This is a genomic window from Sphingomonas sp. A2-49 (assembly GCF_025548555.1).
In the GTDB taxonomy this organism is placed as follows: domain Bacteria; phylum Pseudomonadota; class Alphaproteobacteria; order Sphingomonadales; family Sphingomonadaceae; genus Sphingomonas.
Map to the genome: position 1 here is coordinate 486,114 of NZ_JAJLPA010000001.1, position 16,426 is coordinate 502,539.

Genomic DNA, 16,426 nt, shown 5'->3' on the forward strand with positions numbered 1-16,426 from the left:
GACTGTCGATCCGTGCGGCGGCGCCCGCCGACCTGCCGGCCGTGCATGCGGTCATCGAACGGGCCTATCGCGGCGACAGCGCGCGCGCCGGCTGGACGCACGAGGCCGATTTGCTGTCCGGTGCGCGTACCGATCGCGAGACGCTCGCCGCCATCGTCGCGGACCCGGCGCAGCGGTTGCTGACGATCCGGGACGCCGACACGCCGGTCGGCTGCGTCAACGTCGCCGACCGGGGCGGCGGCATCGCCTATCTGGGCCTGTTGTGCATCGATCCGCAGCGGCAGGCGGCGGGACTCGGCGCGCGGATGATCGCCGCCGCCGAAGCCGCGGCACGCGCGGTGTTCGGCTGCACGCGGATGGAGATGACCGCGATCGCGTTCCGCACCGAACTGATCGCCTATTACGGGCGCCGCGGCTACGCCCCGACGGGCGAGGTCCGGCCGTTTCCGATCGCGGTGGATCCGCCGCTCGTCATGACGGTGCTGGCCAAGCCGCTCGTCTGACGGCAAAGGGCGGGCATGCCCCTTCTCGCCAAAATCTGCGGCCTGTCGACGCCCGCGACGCTCGACGCCGCGCTCGCCGGCGGCGCCAGCCATGTCGGCTTCGTGTTCTTTCCGCCTAGTCCCCGGCATCTGTCGTTCGACCAGGTCGCGCCGCTCGCCGCGCGGGTGCCGGCGTCGGTCGCTCGCGTGGGCGTGTTTGTCGACCCCGACGATGCGACGGTCGAACGGGCGGTCGCCACCGGCGGGCTGGATGCGCTGCAATTGCACAAGACCGCGCCGGGACGCGCCGCGGCGATCCGCGCGCGCAGCGGGCTCGAAACCTGGGCCGCCGTCGCGGTGAAGACGCGCGCCGACCTCGGCGCCGCGCGCGGCTTCGCGGGGGCGGCGGACCGCATCCTCTACGATGCCAAGACGCCGGACGGCGCGAGCCTGCCCGGTGGCATGGGGCTGCGCTTCGACTGGTCGCTGCTCGACGGGTTCGACCATCCCCTGCCCTGGGCATTGTCCGGCGGGCTCGATGCGGGCAACGTCGCCGAGGCGATCCGGCGGACGGGCGCGCCGCTGGTCGACGTCTCGTCGGGGGTCGAGCGCGCGCCGGGGAGCAAGGATGTGGACAAGATCGCCGCCTTCCTTAAAGCGGCGCAGCTATGAACGCCCCCATCCCCGCCCCCAACACGTTTCGCGCGCAGCCCGACGAGCGCGGCCATTTCGGCGCGTTCGGCGGCCGCTATGTCGCCGAGACGCTGATGCCGCTGATCCTCGATCTGGAGCGCGAATATCGCGCCGCCAAAGCGGATCCCGCGTTCGCCGCGCAGTTCGACGACCTGATGGAGCATTATGTCGGCCGGCCGAGCCCGCTCTATCACGCCGAACGGCTGAGCGACGCGGTACGCGAAGGCCAGCCCGCGGGCATGGGCGCGCAGATCTGGTTCAAGCGCGACGAGCTGAACCATACCGGCGCGCACAAGATCAACAATTGCATCGGCCAGATCCTGCTCGCGATCCGCATGGGCAAGACGCGGATCATCGCCGAGACGGGCGCCGGCCAGCACGGCGTCGCGACCGCGGCGGTCTGCGCGCGCTTCGGCTTGCCCTGCGTCATCTACATGGGGGCCAAGGACGTCGAGCGGCAGCAGCCCAACGTGTTCCGCATGAAGCTGCTGGGGGCCGAGGTCCGCCCCGTCACCAGCGGTGCGGCGACGCTGTCTGATGCGATGAACGAGGGCCTGCGCGACTGGGTCGCCAACGTCCACGACACCTTCTACATCATCGGCACCGCCGCGGGCCCGCATCCCTATCCGGAGATGGTACGCGACTTCCAGAGCATCATCGGGCGCGAGGCGCGCGCACAGATGCTCGCCCGCACCGGCCGCCTGCCCGACCTGCTGGTCGCGGCGATCGGTGGCGGATCGAACGCGATCGGGTTGTTCCACCCCTTCCTCGACGACGCCGACGTCAGCATGCTGGGCGTCGAGGCGGCGGGCCACGGACTGGACGGCAGCGAACATGCCGCCAGCCTCGCGGGCGGTTTCCCCGGCGTGCTCCACGGCAACAAGACCTATCTGCTCCAGGACGACGACGGCCAGATCGCGGAGGGGCATTCGATCTCCGCCGGGCTCGACTATCCCGGGATCGGGCCGGAGCATGCCTGGCTGCGCGATATCGGCCGGGTCGAATACACCCATGCGACCGACCGGCAGGCGCTCGATGCGTTCCAGCTGCTCTGTCGCACCGAAGGCATCATCCCCGCGCTCGAACCCGCGCACGCGATCGCCGCGGTCGCCGAGCACGCGCGGACGATGCGCGACGACCAGATCATCCTCGCCAACCTGTGCGGTCGCGGCGACAAGGACATCTTCACCGTCGCCGAGGCGCTGGGGGTGGCGATATGATCTCCGTCCGCAACCTGCTGACCGGGATCGTACTGGGCGCGATCGTGTCCGTGCTGGTGCGCCAGATCGCCGCGCACGGGCTGGAGGTGCGCGCCTGGGCGTTCGCGGGAACGCAGACGGGCGAGGCGCTCGTCACCGGCGCGCTGGTCGGCGCGATATCGCAGATGTTCGGCCAGACGCGGGGGCGGCGATGAGCCGCCTCTCGGCCGCCTTCGCCGGCGCGCGGCCCGCGCTGGTGACGTTCGTCACGGCGGGCGATCCGACGCCGGGCGCGACGGGCGCGATCCTCGACGCCCTGGTCGCGGGCGGCGCCGACGTGATCGAACTCGGCATGCCGTTCACCGACCCGATGGCGGACGGGCCCGCGATCCAGGCGGCGAACATCCGCAGCCTTGCCGCCGGCACGCGCACCGCCGACATCCTCGCCATCGCCACCGCCTTCCGCGCGCGGCATCCCGCGGTGCCGCTCGTGCTGATGGGCTATGCCAATCCGATGCTGCGTCGCGGGCCCGACTGGTTCGCGGAGGCCGCCGCCGCCGCCGGGGTCGACGGCGTGATCTGCGTCGATATCCCGCCCGAGGAGGACGATGCGCTCGGCCCCGAACTGCGCGCGCGCGGCATCGATCCGATCCGGCTGGCGACGCCGACCACCGACGCCGCACGCCTGCCGCAGGTGCTCGATGGCGCATCCGGCTTTCTCTATTACGTCTCGGTCGCGGGCATCACAGGGCTGCAACAGGCGGCGCAGGGCTCGATCGACCAGGCGGTCGCGCGACTGAAGGCGTCGACCGACCTCCCCGTCGCGGTCGGATTCGGGGTGCGCACGCCCGCGCAGGCGGCGGCGATCGGCGCGGTCGCCGACGGCGTGGTGGTGGGGTCGGCGATCGTCGAACTCGTCGCGCGCCACGGTGCCGATGCACCCGACGCCGTCCGCACCTATGTCCGGTCGCTGAGCGATGCCCTGCCGCATCGACCGTCCACGCCAGAGGGTAACGCATGAGCTGGATCACCAACGTTCGCAACGCCTTGCCGTTCGTCGCCAAGCGGGAATCGTCGGACGAGAATCTGTGGCACAAGTGTAAGGGCTGCGGCCAGATGATCTTCACGCGTGAGCTCGAGGAGAATCTGTACGTCTGCCCCAAGTGCGACCATCACGAGCGGATCGGCCCCAAGGACCGCTTCCGCCAGATCCTCGACGAGGGCAGCTGCAGCGAATTGCCGTCGCCCAGGGTCCCCGAGGACCCGCTCAAGTTCCGCGATTCGAAGCGCTATACCGACCGGCTGAAGGCGGCACGCACGTCGGCGCAGGAGCAGGATGCGCTCATCAACGCGCGGGGCACGATCCTGGGGCGGCGCGTGGTGATGGGCGTACAGGACTTCGGCTTCATGGGCGGATCGATGGGCCTCGCGGTCGGCGAGGCCTTCGTCCGCGGGGTCGAGGCGGCGATCGCCGACAAGGTGCCCTATGTGATCTTCACCGCCGCGGGCGGGGCGCGCATGCAGGAGGGCATCCTCAGCCTGATGCAGATGCCGCGCAGCACCGTGGCGATCCAGATGCTGCACGACGCGGGCCAGCCCTATGTCGTCGTGCTGACCGACCCGACGACGGGCGGCGTCACCGCCAGCTATGCGATGCTGGGCGACGTTCAGATCTCCGAACCGGGCGCGCTGATCGGCTTCGCCGGGCAGCGGGTGATCGAGAGCACGATCCGCGAAAAGCTGCCCGAGGGATTCCAGCGGGCGGAATATCTGCTCGATCACGGCATGCTCGACATGGTCGTGCACCGCCGGGACCTGCGCGAGCAGCTGGCGACGGTCATCGGCTATCTGACCGCGGCGCGCGCCGCGGCCTGATCGCGGTTCGCGCCGGCCGTCGTTTCCGTCGCGCCGTCGCAACCGCTGGGGTGAGAAATCGCTGACGATGCCGGACCATGCCACCTCGTCCGACCCTGCGGTGCAGGCGCAGCTCGACCGGCTGTGGGCGCTGTCCCCCGGTGCCGACGTGCTCGGGCTGGAGCGGATCACGCGCCTGCTCGCGCGGCTGGGCGATCCGCACCTGTCGCTGCCGCCGGTGTTCCACGTCGCCGGCACCAACGGCAAGGGATCGACCTGTGCCTTCCTGCGCGCGGCGATCGAGGCGGCGGGCCATTCGGTGCACGTCTTTTCCAGCCCGCATCTGGTGCGGTTCAACGAACGCATCCGCATCGCCGGGCGGCTGGCCGATGATGCGACGCTGGCTGCCTTGCTGGAGGAAGTGCTCGACCGCAGCGACGGGATCGGCGCGAGCTTCTTCGAGGTGACGACCGCGGCGGCCTTCCTCGCCTTCGCCCGCACGCCCGCCGCCGCCGCGATCGTCGAGGTGGGGCTCGGCGGCCGGCTCGACGCGACCAACGTCCTTGTCCGGCCCGCCGCGACCGGCATCGCCGCGCTGGGGATGGATCACGAGGCGTTCCTCGGCAACCGCCTCGCCGACATCGCGGCGGAAAAGGCGGGAATCGCCAAGCGCGACGTGCCGCTGGTGACGATGAACTATCCCGTGGCGCTGCGCCGCCGCATCGCCGATGTCGCGGCCGGGGCAGGCGCGCCGGTGATCGCGCGCAACGCCGACTGGTGGAGCGAAACCGCGCGCACGACGATGCGCTATCGCGACGCGGGGTTTTCGGTGGTCAGCCACCGCCCGCGACTGGTTGGCCCGCACCAGTCGCGCAACCTGGCGCTGGCGATCGCGATGCTGCGCCATCAGGGTGCGGTGACGGTGCCGGAGGCCGCGTTGCGCGCCGCGGCGGACTGGGCGCGCTGGCCGGCACGCATGCAGCGGCTCGGACGCGGGCCGTTGCGGGACCGATTGCCCGACGATGCCGAATTATGGCTGGACGGCGCGCACAACCCGTCCGCGGCCCAGCCCGTCGCGCGTGCGCTGCGCGACATCGCGAGGGGGCGGCACGTCACGCTGGTGATCGGCATGCTCGCCAACAAGGATGCGACCGGCGTCCTGCGCATATTGGCGCCCTCGCTGGCGCGGGTGATCGCGGTGCCCGTGGCGGGTCACCAGCCGCATGACCCGGCGACGCTGGCGCGCATCGCCGCCGAACTGAGCGTTGCCGCGGAGATCGCGGACGCGCTGCCCGACGCGGTCGATCGCGCGGCGGCAGGCGGTGCGGAGGTCGTCCTCATCGCCGGATCGCTATACCTCGCGGGCGAAGCGCTCGCGCTGAACGACGAGGCGCCGGACTGAGCATTAATTGCGATTGACTTGCAATAGCGCATTTCCGATGGTCGCCGGCGCACCCTGGAGTCGCCGACATGACCGATCTAACCGCCACGATCGCCGCCCTTCCCCACGCTCTTCCCGCCTGCCCCAATGCGGGGATCGCCCTGTTCGCGCTGCGCCGGATGGGGGCGCACGGCCTGCATGACGCGCGGGCCAGCCACGTCTTCCTGACCGTCTTCGGCGCGGATTTCCGCCGGCCGCTGGTGCTGATGCGCGCGCTGATGGCGCAACTGGCGGAGGCTGCGGCCGGCACGATCGCGATCGCGCCATGTTGCTGCGCCCGGATGACCCCGGCGGAACGGACGATGCTGACCATCCTGTCCCGCGTGGACACCGCGCCCGACCTCGCGCGCCTGCTGCTGACCGACCTGCTCGGCGTGCGCCGGGTCGATGCGGTGCTGGCGAGCGTCGCCGTCGTCGCCGCCGCCTTCGCCGACGAGGGGCGGCCGATCTGCGGCTAGGGCGCCCCTATGCCTCGACCGACCCCGGCTGGCGGATCGTCGCCACCACGAAGCCGCGCCGCCACAGCACCCACAGCAGGATCAGGCCCGGCAGCGCCACGACCATCGTCAGCATCCAGAACCCCGGCCAGCCCAGCGCCTCGGCGGCATAGCCCGAAGGCGTCGACAGCCACGTCCGTCCCATCGCCGCGAAGGACGACAACAAGGCGAATTGCGTCGCGGTATAGGCGAGGTTCGACAGGCCGGACAGATAGGTGACGAACACCGTCAGGCCGATGCCGCTCGTCACCTGCTCGGTCGCCACCGCGATCGTCAGCCACAGCGTCGAATGCCCATGCCAGGCGAGGATGACGAAGGCGAAGTTGCTGACCATCATCAGCACGCCGGACACGAACAATGCCCGCCCCATGCCGAGCCACGCCATGAACGGCGCCGCCAGCGCGGTGCCGACGATCAGCCCCCAGAAGCCGACGACCTTGTTGATCGCCAGGAATTCGCCGTCGCTGAAGCCCAAGTCGACGATCATCGGGTTGAGCATCACCTGCCCCATCGCATCACCCAGCTTGTAGATCAGGACGAAGAGCAGGATCAGCATCGCACCGCGGCGTCCGAAGAATTCGCGGAACGGGCCGACGACGGTATCGGCAAGCCACGCACCCATGCCGCGATCGCCGATCGTCGTCAGTGCCCGCTCGTGCAGCCCGGGGCCGGCCATCAACGCCGCAACGACCGCGGGCAGGACGCACAGGCCGGTCAGGCCATAGCCCAGCGCCCAGCCAAGGTTCAGCCCCTGCGGCGACGCGACCGCGATCGTGCCGACGCCGGCCGCGAAATTGCCCAGCCGATAGCCGAACTGGTTGTTCGCGGTGCCATGGGGCAGTTCCGCCTCCGGCAGGATCTCGATACGATAGGCGTCGATCACGATATCCTGCGTTGCCGACAGGAACGCGGTGACGATCGCCCAGAAGGCGAACAGTCCCAGGTGCCGCGCCGGATCGCTGGAGCCCAGCATCCAGACCGCGCCGAACAGCAGCGCCTGAATCAGGAACAGCCACGCCCGTCGCTGGCCGAACAGCCCGGCGAGTAGCGGCAGCCGGACGCGATCGATGAACGGCGCCCACAGGAACTTGAGGGTATAGGGCGTCGTCAGTCCGACGGCGAACCCGATCGTCTTCTTGTCGATGCCCTCCCGCGCGAGCCAGAAGGTCATCGTGCCGAGCAGCAGGGTCAGCGGAAAGCCGCTCGATATGCCCAGCGCGAGCGCCGCGAGCGGCCGCGGGCGCAGATAGGGCGCGAGCGTCGCGAGGAAGCCGGATCGTTGGTCGGTGCGCGTGTCGGACATCGGCCGACCATAGCGCGAAGCCCGGCGGGGGAAAGACGCTACGGCGGCGCGTCAGCCCGCGGGCGGCGCGAACAACCGGAACCCGGTCGGCAGGCGCCGGGGCTTGCGTCCCGCGATCTGTGCCTCGATCGCCTCGATCGCGCCGATCAGGTCGCGCTGCTGATAGGGCTTGTCGAGGCAGCCGGCAGCGAGCTCTTCCGCCTCGCCCGGGAAATTGCCGGTGACGAACAGCACCGGTACGCCGGCACCACGCGCCGCACGCGCGACGTCGAGGCCCGATCCGTCGGCCAGCCGCACGTCGACCAGCACGAGGTCGATCTCCGCCGTCGATCCCAGCACCGCGACGGCATCGGCCACGCGATCCACCGTCGCGACGATCTCATAGGATGCGTCGGTCAGCAGATGCTCGGTATCGAACGCGATCAGCGGCTCGTCCTCGACGACGAGCAGGCGCACGATCAGCCGCTTCTTCCTCCCGAACAGCATCAGCCCGCTCCCCGGCGCACGAAGATTGTTACGCCTCCGCGACATAACGCGCGCGGACGGCTTCGGGCGCAAATATTTTCGCCTGCGCGACGAATGCGCGGTATGGGCGCGGGATGGCCCAGACCCAAGAACCCCGCACCGGCGACCGGATCGCCAAATTGCTCGCCCGCGCCGGCGTGGCCAGCCGGCGCGAGGTGGAGCGGATGATCGACGAAGGCCGCGTCGCGCTGAACGGCAAGGTGCTCGACACGCCGGCCACCGTGCTGAAGTCGTTGCAGGGCGTGACCGTCGACGGCCAGCCCGTGGCGCTGCCCGAACCGACGCGGTTGTTCCTGTATCACAAGCCGACCGGGCTGCTGGTGACCGAGCGCGACCCCAAGGGGCGCACCACGATCTACGACCGGTTGCCGCACGACCTGCCGCGGCTGGTGCCGGTCGGGCGGCTCGACCTCAACACCGAGGGGCTGCTGTTGCTCACCACCGACGGCGGCTTCAAGCGGCAGCTCGAGCTGCCCTCGACGGGGGTGGAGCGCAGCTATCGCGCGCGCGCCTACGGCAACGTCACGCAGCAGCAGCTCGAGGCGCTGGCCGAGGGCGTGGAGATCGAGGGCATCCGCTATGGTTCGATCGACGCCAATATCGAACGGCGCACCGGCGCCAACGTCTGGATCGAGATCACGATCACCGAGGGCAAGAACCGTGAGGTGCGGCGGGTGCTCGAACATCTGGGTTTGCAGGTCAGCCGGCTGATCCGCACCCGCTACGGCCCGTTCGTGCTCGGCGATCTGCCGGTCGGCGGCGTCGGCGAGGTCAAGCAGCATGAGGTGGTGGCGTTCCGCCGCACGCTGAAGGGCGGAGCCCCCGACGAACCGCCGATGCCGGATGGACCGCGCGACGGCTTCCGCACCGCACCGACGGTCGACCGGACCGCCCGCGTGCGCACCCGGGCCGACGCGCCGGTGCCACAGGAACGCCCGGCACGCCCCCGCGTCGAGCCGGAGGGCCGCCGTGGCGCGCGACCGGCACGGGCCACCGCCGCCGTCCGGCCGCCGCGGGCCGACCGCGCCGAGGGGCGACCGGCCGGCGCGGGCCGCAGCGACGATCGCGCCGAACGTCCTGCCCGGAGCGGCAGCGGCTTCGCCGGCCGCAGCAATCGCGGCGAGACCCGCACCGTCGCGGCGCCGCGAAGCGACGAGCGCGGCAAGCCCGGCGGCGACCGCAGCCGCACCGGCGATCGTCCTGCGCGTGCCGGCGCGGCGACGGCGGACCCGCGCGGCGATCGCGGGGCAGGCCGCGCGGCATTCGCCGCGCGCGCCGACGAGCGGTCGCGGGGCGGGTCGAGGGCCGAACGCGGCGATGACCGCCCCGCCCGTCCGCCACGCGGCAACGCCCCGACGAAGGGCCCGGCCGGCGGTCGCGGGTCGCCGCGCCCGAACTCACCGGGCGGGTCGCGCCCGACCGGGGCCGGGCCGAAGGGCCGGCGGCCATGAGGGTCGTCGCCGGGCAATGGCGCGGGCGCCCGCTGCTGGCGCCGAAGGGCGATGCGACCCGCCCCACCGCCGACCGTACGCGCGAGGCGCTGTTTTCGATGCTGACCAGCCGGCTGGGCAGTTTCGACGGGCTGGCGGTCGCCGACCTGTTCGCCGGTTCGGGCGCGCTCGGGATCGAGGCGCTGTCGCGCGGTGCCGCATCCTGCCTGTTCGTCGAACAGGACGGCGCGGCGCTGGACGCGCTCAAGGCCAACCTCGCCAGGCTCGGCACGCGCGCCGACGTGCGCGCGGGGTCGGTCATGGCGCTGGGCCCGGCGCCGCGCGCGCTCGACCTCATCATGATGGACCCGCCCTATGGCACCGGTGCGGGGCTGGTCGCGCTCGACAAGCTCGCGCGGCTCGGCTGGACGGGCCCGGCAACCTGGGTGAGCATCGAGACGGCGAAGGCCGAAGAGGTCGCGCCCGCGGGTTTTGTCGTCGACGTCAGCCGCGTCCACGGCAAGGCGCGCGTGACGCTGCTGCGCCCGGCCTGACGCAAGCCGCTTTCCACGCCGGCTTTTCTTCGTCGCCGCGGTGGGGCACGATCGCGGTGACCAGCGGAAGGACGGCGATCGAGATGGCACGCGACGACGACGGGGCTTCGGCCGAACCGCGCCCCGAGGCTCGCAACCGTGCCGGCGCGGTGATCGGCTGGGTCCACCACCCCCTGCCCCACGGCATCGCGCTGGAGGTGCAGACCGCGGCCTCGGCGGCGGCGCTCGACGACGGGCGGGTGGATACGACGCGGCTGGTGCTGACCCGCAACCAGGCGTTGCTGCTGGCCAGCTTCCTGCTGCGCGTCACCGGCCATACCGCCGACGACGTGCCCGACGCCCGCCGCCCGGCGTGGCGGCGCTGGTTCAGTCGGCGCTAGCCCCGCGCAGCACCGCCAGCCCGACGAGGCTCAGGATGCCGGCCCCGACCAGATACAGCCCGACCCACGCCAGCCCGCGCGGCGCAAGCGCCTCCGCCGCCATCGGCGCGAGTGCGCCGCCGACGATCCCGCCGAGATTGAACGTCATCGACACGCCGGTGTAGCGTACCCCCGCCGGGAACAGGCCGGGCAGCCAGCCGCCGAGCGGGCCATAGGCAAAGCCCATGACGAACAGCGCGAAGGCGAGCCACAGGAATATGACCAGCAGCGATCCGGCGCCGAGCATCGGCCCCATCAGCGCGCCCGCGACGATGCAGCCGGTGAAACCGATCACCAGCATCCGCCCCGCGCCGGTGCGGTCCGCGACGACGCTGGCGACGATCACCCCCGCGGCGAGGAACAGGATCGCGGCGAGCTCGACGCCCAGCATCGCCTGCCGGCCGTAGCCCAGCGTCTTGGTGCCGTAGCCGAGCGTGAAGGCGGTCGCGAGATAGAAGAGCGCGAAACACGCGACGACCGCGCCGGTCCCCGCGATCAGCGCGCGGCCATGGTGCCGGACCAATGTCGCGATCGGCACCTTCGGCAATGCCTCTGCCTCCGCCGCCTCGAGGAACGCCGGGGTCTCGGTCAGCTTCAGCCGCACCCACAGCCCGAGCGCGACGAGCACCGCGCTGACGAGGAACGGCAACCGCCAGCCCCAGTCGCGGAACTGCGCGTCGTCGAGCGCGAGGCCGAGGATCAGGAACAACCCGTTGGCCATGATGAAGCCGACCGGTGCACCGAGCGGCGGGAACATGCCCCAGGTGTTGCGTCGGTGCGGCGGGGCGTTCTCCACCGCGAGCAATGCCGCGCCGCCCCATTCGCCGCCCAGCCCCAGCCCCTGCCCCAGCCGCATGACGCACAGGAGCAAGGGCGCTACCCAGCCGACCTGATCGTAGGTCGGCAGGAAGGCGATCGCAACGGTCGATCCCCCCATCAGCATCAGGCTGGCGACGAGCGTCGACTTGCGCCCGACACGGTCGCCGAAATGACCGAAGACGATCGCGCCGACCGGCCGCGCGACGAAGGCGAGGCCGAAGCTCGCATAGCTCGCCAGCTGCTGCGCCGAACTGCTCTCCGCCGGAAAGAACAGGGCGCCGAACACCAGCGCCGCAGCGGTCGCATAGATATAGAAATCGTAGAATTCGACCGCGGTGCCGACCAGGCTGGCGGTCAGGATGCGGCGCGGCGACGGTTTTGCGACGGATGGAGTCATGATGGCCCTTTAAGCGCGAAATAATCGTGTCGGGCAATATGAGTGAAATGTGTCCGCAACAAACCGTGCCTAGATGGGTCGTGTCGCTGCTCCTCTCCCCCCTGTGGGTAGCGACGTGCCGATCGCCTCCCCTGTCGATCGGCTCTCCCTGAACTACGGGGCGGTCGCATCGCGGCTGCCCCGATTTTTCATGGGGTCCGCCGCCGGAGCGCGCGTGCGCGTTCGGACTTGCCCGGATCGTCCCCGTTCCCTACCTGTTCGCCGGTGACCGACACCGCCTCCTCCCTGCAAGATCCGCCCTATCTCAAGGGCCTGAACCCGCCGCAGCGCGAAGCCGTGCTGACCACGGAAGGCCCCGTGCTGATGCTGGCGGGCGCGGGCACCGGCAAGACGGCGGCGCTTACCGCGCGGCTCGCGCACCTGCTGTGGACGCGGAAGGCGTGGCCGTCGGAGATCCTCAGCGTCACTTTCACCAACAAGGCCGCGCGCGAGATGCGCGAGCGCGTCGGCCGGCTGGTCGGCGACGCGGTGGAGGGGATGCCCTGGCTCGGCACGTTCCACGCGATCGGTGCCAAGATGCTGCGCCGCCATGCCGAGCTGGTCGGGCTGCAATCCAATTTCTCGATCCTCGACACCGACGACCAGCTGCGTCTGCTCAAGCAGCTGATTTCCGCCGCCGACCTCGACGAGAAACGCTTTCCCGCCCGCAGCCTCGCCGGGCTGATCGACGACTGGAAGAACCGCGGGCTGGTCCCCGCCGACATCGACGCCGGCGAGAGCGAGCGCTACGCCAACGGTCGCGGCGGCGAACTGTACGCTGCATACCAGGCACGGCTGAAGGCGCTGAACGCCTGCGACTTCGGCGACCTGCTGCTGCACATGCTGACGGTGCTGAAGACGCACCCGGACGTGCTGCGCATGTACCAGGATCGCTTCAAATACATCATGGTCGACGAATATCAGGACACCAACGTCGTCCAGTACCTCTGGCTGCGACTGCTCGCGCAGGCGCGCCGCAACATCGCCTGCGTCGGCGACGACGACCAGTCGATCTATTCCTGGCGCGGCGCGCAGGTGGAAAACATCCTGAAGTTCGAGAAGGACTTTCCGGGCGCGAAGGTCATCAAGCTCGAACAGAATTACCGCTCGACGCCGCATATCCTGGGCGCCGCGTCGGGCGTCATCGCCAACAACGGCGGGCGGCTCGGCAAGACGCTCTGGACCGAACTCGACGCGGGCGAGAAGGTCCGCGTGCTGGGCGTGTGGGACGGCCCCGAGGAAGCGCGCCGCGTCGGCGAGGAGATCGAGGCGGCACAGCGCAACGGCCGGAACCTCGACGATGTCGCGATCCTGGTACGCGCCCAGCACCAGACCCGCGAGTTCGAGGATCGCTTCATCGCGATCGGCATGCCCTATCGCATCGTCGGTGGCTTCCGCTTCTACGAGCGGGCCGAGATTCGCGACGCGCTCGCCTATCTGCGGATCGTCAACCAGCCGTCCGACGACCTGGCATTCGAACGGATCGTCAACGTTCCCAAGCGCGGGCTGGGCGACAAGGCGCTGGCGAAGATCCACCAGCTCGCGCGCAGCGAGGGCGTGCCGCTGACCATCGCCTCGGCACGGATCCTCGACACCGACGAGCTGACGCCGCAGGCGCGGCGCGCGCTCGGCAATCTGGTCGGCGACATCGCGCGCTGGCGCGACATGGCGCGCGATCTGCCGCATGCGGAACTCGCCCGCCAGCTGCTCGACGAGAGCGGCTATACCGCGATGTGGCAGTCCGAAAAGTCGGTCGAGGCCGCCGGTCGGCTGGAAAATCTGTCCGAGCTGGTCCGCGCGATGGAGGAATATGAATCGCTCGGCGCGTTCCTCGAACATGTCAGCCTGGTGATGGACCGTGACGGCGGCGCGCAGGACCCGCAGGTCACGATCATGACGATCCACGCCGCCAAGGGGCTGGAATATGACACCGTCTTCCTCGTCGGCTGGGAAGAGGGCCTGTTCCCGTCGCAGCGCGCGCTCGACGAGGGCGGCACGCGCAGCCTCGAGGAGGAGCGCCGGCTCGCCTATGTCGCGATCACGCGGGCGCGGCGGCGCGCGGTCATCCTGCATGCCGCCAATCGCCGCATCTACGGTCAATGGACGTCGAGCATCCCCAGCCGCTTCGTCGGCGAACTGCCGACCGAGCATACCGATGCCGAAACGACGATGTCGGGCGGCGAAAGCCTGTGGCGCGCGAACTGGAGCGAGCGCGCCGACCCGTTCGCCGACGTCGGCCGCGGCACCGGCCGTGGCCCCGGCTGGCAGCGCGCGGCGGGATCGGGATCGGGCTTCACCACCGCGCCGACGCGGCTGGTCGAAAGCCGGTCGAGCGCGGTCAGCATCGGCAACAAGGGGCGCAGCGACCTGTCGGTGGGTCAGCGCGTGTTCCACCAGAAGTTCGGCTATGGCGCGATCGCCGAGATCGAGGGCAACAAGCTGGAGATCGACTTCGAGGCGGCGGGCCGCAAGCGCGTGATGGACACGTTCGTCACCTTCGGCTGACGGATCGTCCGCGCACGGTCGCCCCGTTCAGGAACCGCCAGGGCGGTTGCGGAGTACAACCGTTGCGGTCCCGGTTCGTCGGGCCATGACGAGGAATTTGCGATGTTCAAATCCATGATGTCCGCCGCCGCGCTGGGCGGCATGCTGCTCGCGGCGGTCCCCGCGGTGGCACAGTCCGCCGCGGACGAGGCGCGCTTCACCGCCGCGCAGCAGCGCTTCGACGCCGAACTGGCGCGCTATCGCGCCGAATTCGACCGCTATCGCGCGATGCGCGGCAACGGCGGTCCCGGTGGCTATCGCCAGGCACCGGTGCCCAACGGCTACGACCCGCGTGGCGGCGATCCGCGCTACGACGACCGCGGCGACGATCGCTACGAGAACGGGTACGACGCCGCACGCGACTATCGCACCGGATCCAATTATCGCGAGCGCGTGCTGTCGCCCGACGAGCGAGTCTATGCGGGCAACGACGGGCGCTATTATTGCAAGCGCGGCGACGGCACCACCGGCCTGATCGTCGGCGGCGCGGCCGGCGGCATTCTGGGCAACGTGATCGACGGGGGCCATAGCCGCATCGTCGGTACCCTGCTGGGCGGTGCGGTCGGCGCGATCGCGGGCCGGTCGGTCGATCAGAGCCAGTCGCAGGTGCGCTGCCGCTAGGCGCGGGGACGCGGTCGGGCGATCAGGCGCGCTCGACCGCCATCAGCGTCACGCCCTCGTATTTCTCGGCGGCGGGTTCGAACAGGGCGCTGGGGACGAAGCGTCGGTCGGTGATCGCGGGATTGCCGAGGCCGTCGAGCTTGAAGGTCCCGACCTTTTCCTCGCGCGGCGGCTTGCCGTCCCGCTCGAGCGTCGTGGCGTCGACGTAGATCTCGTCGTGACGCGTGTAGAGGACGTGCGGCGCAAGCAACACCGTGCCCTTGTTGTAGGTGGCGGTCACGGCCAGCTGGCGGACGATGGCTTCGAACATCGTCGGGACCGGCCCGGACGGTGCGGCCGTCGCGGCTTGGGATTGGGTCATCGCGCATAGCATAGCCCGGCATGCTGCATCGCAGCAACCGTGCATTCGTATGCGGGATGTGCCGAAATCGTCAGCGGTTCAGTTCGACCAGACGTTCGAACACCGCCATGTCCAACGGCTGGCGAAACTGGCACCCGGCGGCGAAGTCGTCCGCCCAGCGCACACGCGCGGCGACCGAGCCCGCGTGGGGCAATGTCAACCAGATCATGCTGTTCCGGGTCAGCGCCGAATAGGTCTGGAGCCGTGCGCCATGGATCGAGATATCGACCACGCGGCAAAGCGTACGGATGCCCTTGCCGATCTGCGCGTCCAGCGACACCGGCGCGCGCGGGGCGCGCCGGTCATCGGGATCTGCTGGTTCGAACTCCGCGGCGAACATCCTCCAACGCCTAAACGGCGATGGTAAAGGCCGGGTATACGAACCCGCCGGGGATCAGCCCTTGCGGAGGGTGAGACCGCCGCCGAACCGCTTGTTGAAGCGCGCAACCTGGCCACCGGCGTCGAGCATCGTGCCGCGACCGCCGGTCCACGCCGGATGCGCCAGCGGATCGATGTCGAGCGTCATCGTGTCGCCTTCCTTGCCCCAGGTGGAGCGGGTTTCGAACACGGTGCCGTCGGTCATCTGGACCTTGATCGTGTGATAGTCGGGGTGGGTATCTTTCTTCACGCTATGCGCTCCTGATGCGGCTGGTTCCGACCAGCCTGGACGGGAAGCGGCGCCCGTAGAGGAGCGCCGCGGGAAAGTCAAAGTACGCGAACGGCCGGGTCAGGACGCGGGCTTCGGCGGATCGGCGATCATTGCGGTGAAGTTCGCCTCCGCCACGACCTGTCCGTCGATCTTCGCGACGCCGGCGAACTTGCATACCGAACTGCGCTTCTGGACGAACGTCGCCTCCAGCCGCAGCAGCACGCCCGGTTCCACCGGCTTGCGGAACTTGGCGCCGTCGATCGCCATGAAATAGACGAGCTTGCCCGATCCGGCGAGGCCCAGGCTCTCCACCGCGAGGATGCCGGCGGCCTGCGCCAGCGCCTCGACGATCAGCACGCCTGGCATGATCGGCCGACCGGGAAAATGCCCCTGGAAGAAGCCTTCGTTGATCGTCACCGCCTTGATCGCCGCGATCGACCGGTCGAGGATCAGTTCCTCGACACGGTCGACCAGCAGCATCGGGTAGCGATGCGGCAACGCCGCCATGACCCGCCCGATATCGAGCGGTCCCATGGTCTTCGGTGCGTCCTCGGTCACCC

20 protein-coding genes are annotated in these 16,426 nt (G+C 70.2%); 13 read left to right on the forward strand and 7 right to left on the reverse strand.

Annotated features, from left to right (window positions below; translation table 11 throughout):
• Positions 1 to 2: 2 nt before the first annotated feature.
• The 8 genes from LPN01_RS02275 (at position 3) to LPN01_RS02310 (ending at position 6,127) form a co-directional block, all read left to right on the forward strand.
• Positions 3 to 503 (forward strand): GNAT family N-acetyltransferase, encoded by a 501-nt coding sequence (locus LPN01_RS02275; RefSeq protein WP_410482786.1) that lies wholly within the window; start codon positions 3 to 5, stop codon positions 501 to 503.
• 15 nt (positions 504 to 518) lie between these two features.
• Positions 519 to 1,154 (forward strand): phosphoribosylanthranilate isomerase, encoded by a 636-nt coding sequence (locus tag LPN01_RS02280; protein WP_262826726.1) that lies wholly within the window; start codon positions 519 to 521, stop codon positions 1,152 to 1,154.
• Positions 1,151 to 2,395, forward strand: a complete 1,245-nt coding sequence (gene trpB, locus LPN01_RS02285) for a tryptophan synthase subunit beta (protein ID WP_262826727.1) — start codon at positions 1,151 to 1,153, stop codon at positions 2,393 to 2,395. The genes LPN01_RS02280 and trpB overlap by 4 nt, the downstream gene beginning before the upstream one ends.
• A complete protein-coding gene (locus tag LPN01_RS02290) occupies positions 2,392 to 2,589 on the forward strand; it encodes a hypothetical protein (RefSeq protein WP_262826728.1) in 198 nt (65 codons plus the stop codon). The genes trpB and LPN01_RS02290 overlap by 4 nt, the downstream gene beginning before the upstream one ends.
• On the forward strand, positions 2,586 to 3,395 hold the full coding sequence (trpA, locus tag LPN01_RS02295) for a tryptophan synthase subunit alpha (protein WP_262826729.1): 810 nt from the start codon (positions 2,586 to 2,588) through the stop codon (positions 3,393 to 3,395). Before LPN01_RS02290 ends, trpA begins: the two co-directional genes overlap by 4 nt.
• Entirely contained in the window at positions 3,392 to 4,249 is an 858-nt protein-coding gene (gene accD / locus LPN01_RS02300; RefSeq protein ID WP_262826730.1) for an acetyl-CoA carboxylase, carboxyltransferase subunit beta, read from the forward strand. The genes trpA and accD overlap by 4 nt, the downstream gene beginning before the upstream one ends.
• 67 nt (positions 4,250 to 4,316) lie before the next feature.
• Positions 4,317 to 5,630, forward strand: a complete 1,314-nt coding sequence (locus tag LPN01_RS02305; protein WP_262826731.1) for a bifunctional folylpolyglutamate synthase/dihydrofolate synthase — start codon at positions 4,317 to 4,319, stop codon at positions 5,628 to 5,630.
• Positions 5,631 to 5,698: 68 nt separating this feature from the next.
• Positions 5,699 to 6,127, forward strand: coding sequence for a DUF6628 family protein (locus LPN01_RS02310; protein ID WP_262826732.1), 429 nt, complete (start codon positions 5,699 to 5,701; stop codon positions 6,125 to 6,127).
• Positions 6,128 to 6,134: 7 nt separating this feature from the next.
• Here LPN01_RS02310 and LPN01_RS02315 read toward each other — a convergent pair whose 3' ends face one another.
• Positions 6,135 to 7,469: an AmpG family muropeptide MFS transporter gene (locus LPN01_RS02315; protein ID WP_262826733.1), complete on the reverse strand. Its 1,335-nt coding sequence runs from the start codon at positions 7,467 to 7,469 to the stop codon at positions 6,135 to 6,137.
• Between the two features lie 51 nt (positions 7,470 to 7,520).
• On the reverse strand, positions 7,521 to 7,955 hold the full coding sequence (locus LPN01_RS02320; protein ID WP_262826734.1) for a response regulator: 435 nt from the start codon (positions 7,953 to 7,955) through the stop codon (positions 7,521 to 7,523).
• A 113-nt stretch (positions 7,956 to 8,068) separates the two neighbouring features.
• On the opposite strand from LPN01_RS02320, the gene LPN01_RS02325 reads away from it, so the two are divergent.
• The 3 genes from LPN01_RS02325 (at position 8,069) to LPN01_RS02335 (ending at position 10,358) form a co-directional block, all read left to right on the forward strand.
• Positions 8,069 to 9,445, forward strand: a complete 1,377-nt coding sequence (locus tag LPN01_RS02325; protein ID WP_262826735.1) for a pseudouridine synthase — start codon at positions 8,069 to 8,071, stop codon at positions 9,443 to 9,445.
• Complete coding sequence (rsmD, locus tag LPN01_RS02330; RefSeq protein WP_262826736.1) at positions 9,442 to 9,978, forward strand: 16S rRNA (guanine(966)-N(2))-methyltransferase RsmD; 537 nt, start codon at positions 9,442 to 9,444, stop codon at positions 9,976 to 9,978. The genes LPN01_RS02325 and rsmD overlap by 4 nt, the downstream gene beginning before the upstream one ends.
• An 83-nt stretch (positions 9,979 to 10,061) precedes the next feature.
• The gene (locus tag LPN01_RS02335) at positions 10,062 to 10,358 is read left to right on the forward strand and encodes a hypothetical protein (RefSeq protein ID WP_262826737.1); all 297 of its coding nucleotides are present in this window, start codon (positions 10,062 to 10,064) and stop codon (positions 10,356 to 10,358) included.
• Here LPN01_RS02335 and LPN01_RS02340 read toward each other — a convergent pair.
• Positions 10,345 to 11,613 carry an MFS transporter gene (locus LPN01_RS02340; protein ID WP_262826738.1) on the reverse strand — a complete coding sequence of 423 codons (1,269 nt, stop codon included), beginning with the start codon at positions 11,611 to 11,613 and terminating at the stop codon, positions 10,345 to 10,347. The two genes, LPN01_RS02335 and LPN01_RS02340, sit on opposite strands and share 14 nt — an antisense overlap.
• 264 nt (positions 11,614 to 11,877) lie before the next feature.
• On the opposite strand from LPN01_RS02340, the gene LPN01_RS02345 reads away from it, so the two are divergent.
• Entirely contained in the window at positions 11,878 to 14,157 is a 2,280-nt protein-coding gene (locus LPN01_RS02345; protein ID WP_262826739.1) for an ATP-dependent helicase, read from the forward strand.
• A gap of 102 nt (positions 14,158 to 14,259) precedes the next feature.
• Positions 14,260 to 14,817, forward strand: coding sequence for a glycine zipper 2TM domain-containing protein (locus LPN01_RS02350; protein WP_262826740.1), 558 nt, complete (start codon positions 14,260 to 14,262; stop codon positions 14,815 to 14,817).
• A gap of 22 nt (positions 14,818 to 14,839) precedes the next feature.
• Here the strand turns inward: LPN01_RS02350 and LPN01_RS02355 are convergent, their stop codons facing one another.
• The 4 genes from LPN01_RS02355 to fabZ form a co-directional block, all read right to left on the reverse strand.
• Complete coding sequence (locus tag LPN01_RS02355; protein WP_262826741.1) at positions 14,840 to 15,178, reverse strand: hypothetical protein; 339 nt, start codon at positions 15,176 to 15,178, stop codon at positions 14,840 to 14,842.
• 70 nt (positions 15,179 to 15,248) lie between these two features.
• Positions 15,249 to 15,557, reverse strand: a complete 309-nt coding sequence (locus LPN01_RS02360) for a PilZ domain-containing protein (RefSeq protein WP_262826742.1) — start codon at positions 15,555 to 15,557, stop codon at positions 15,249 to 15,251.
• Positions 15,558 to 15,611: 54 nt separating this feature from the next.
• Positions 15,612 to 15,845 carry a 50S ribosomal protein L31 gene (rpmE, locus tag LPN01_RS02365; RefSeq protein WP_254290506.1) on the reverse strand — a complete coding sequence of 78 codons (234 nt, stop codon included), beginning with the start codon at positions 15,843 to 15,845 and terminating at the stop codon, positions 15,612 to 15,614.
• Positions 15,846 to 15,944: 99 nt separating this feature from the next.
• Entirely contained in the window at positions 15,945 to 16,400 is a 456-nt protein-coding gene (fabZ, locus tag LPN01_RS02370) for a 3-hydroxyacyl-ACP dehydratase FabZ (protein ID WP_262827051.1), read from the reverse strand.
• Positions 16,401 to 16,426 lie beyond the last annotated feature (26 nt).

What these genes read in the sequence shown, in the direction of transcription:
- LPN01_RS02340 (WP_262826738.1), bottom strand. Translation starts at nt 11,613, where the DNA reads ATGACTCCATCCGTCGCAAAACCGTCGCCGCGCCGCATCCTGACCGCC.
- trpA (WP_262826729.1), top strand. Translation starts at nt 2,586, where the DNA reads ATGAGCCGCCTCTCGGCCGCCTTCGCCGGCGCGCGGCCCGCGCTGGTG.
- LPN01_RS02355 (WP_262826741.1), bottom strand. Translation starts at nt 15,178, where the DNA reads ATGACCCAATCCCAAGCCGCGACGGCCGCACCGTCCGGGCCGGTCCCG.
- rsmD (WP_262826736.1), top strand. Translation starts at nt 9,442, where the DNA reads ATGAGGGTCGTCGCCGGGCAATGGCGCGGGCGCCCGCTGCTGGCGCCG.
- LPN01_RS02360 (WP_262826742.1), bottom strand. Translation starts at nt 15,557, where the DNA reads ATGTTCGCCGCGGAGTTCGAACCAGCAGATCCCGATGACCGGCGCGCC.
- fabZ (WP_262827051.1), bottom strand. Translation starts at nt 16,400, where the DNA reads ATGGGACCGCTCGATATCGGGCGGGTCATGGCGGCGTTGCCGCATCGC.
- LPN01_RS02335 (WP_262826737.1), top strand. Translation starts at nt 10,062, where the DNA reads ATGGCACGCGACGACGACGGGGCTTCGGCCGAACCGCGCCCCGAGGCT.
- trpB (WP_262826727.1), top strand. Translation starts at nt 1,151, where the DNA reads ATGAACGCCCCCATCCCCGCCCCCAACACGTTTCGCGCGCAGCCCGAC.
- LPN01_RS02290 (WP_262826728.1), top strand. Translation starts at nt 2,392, where the DNA reads ATGATCTCCGTCCGCAACCTGCTGACCGGGATCGTACTGGGCGCGATC.
- LPN01_RS02315 (WP_262826733.1), bottom strand. Translation starts at nt 7,469, where the DNA reads ATGTCCGACACGCGCACCGACCAACGATCCGGCTTCCTCGCGACGCTC.
- LPN01_RS02325 (WP_262826735.1), top strand. Translation starts at nt 8,069, where the DNA reads ATGGCCCAGACCCAAGAACCCCGCACCGGCGACCGGATCGCCAAATTG.
- LPN01_RS02350 (WP_262826740.1), top strand. Translation starts at nt 14,260, where the DNA reads ATGTTCAAATCCATGATGTCCGCCGCCGCGCTGGGCGGCATGCTGCTC.
- LPN01_RS02280 (WP_262826726.1), top strand. Translation starts at nt 519, where the DNA reads ATGCCCCTTCTCGCCAAAATCTGCGGCCTGTCGACGCCCGCGACGCTC.
- accD (WP_262826730.1), top strand. Translation starts at nt 3,392, where the DNA reads ATGAGCTGGATCACCAACGTTCGCAACGCCTTGCCGTTCGTCGCCAAG.
- LPN01_RS02305 (WP_262826731.1), top strand. Translation starts at nt 4,317, where the DNA reads ATGCCGGACCATGCCACCTCGTCCGACCCTGCGGTGCAGGCGCAGCTC.
- LPN01_RS02310 (WP_262826732.1), top strand. Translation starts at nt 5,699, where the DNA reads ATGACCGATCTAACCGCCACGATCGCCGCCCTTCCCCACGCTCTTCCC.
- LPN01_RS02320 (WP_262826734.1), bottom strand. Translation starts at nt 7,955, where the DNA reads ATGCTGTTCGGGAGGAAGAAGCGGCTGATCGTGCGCCTGCTCGTCGTC.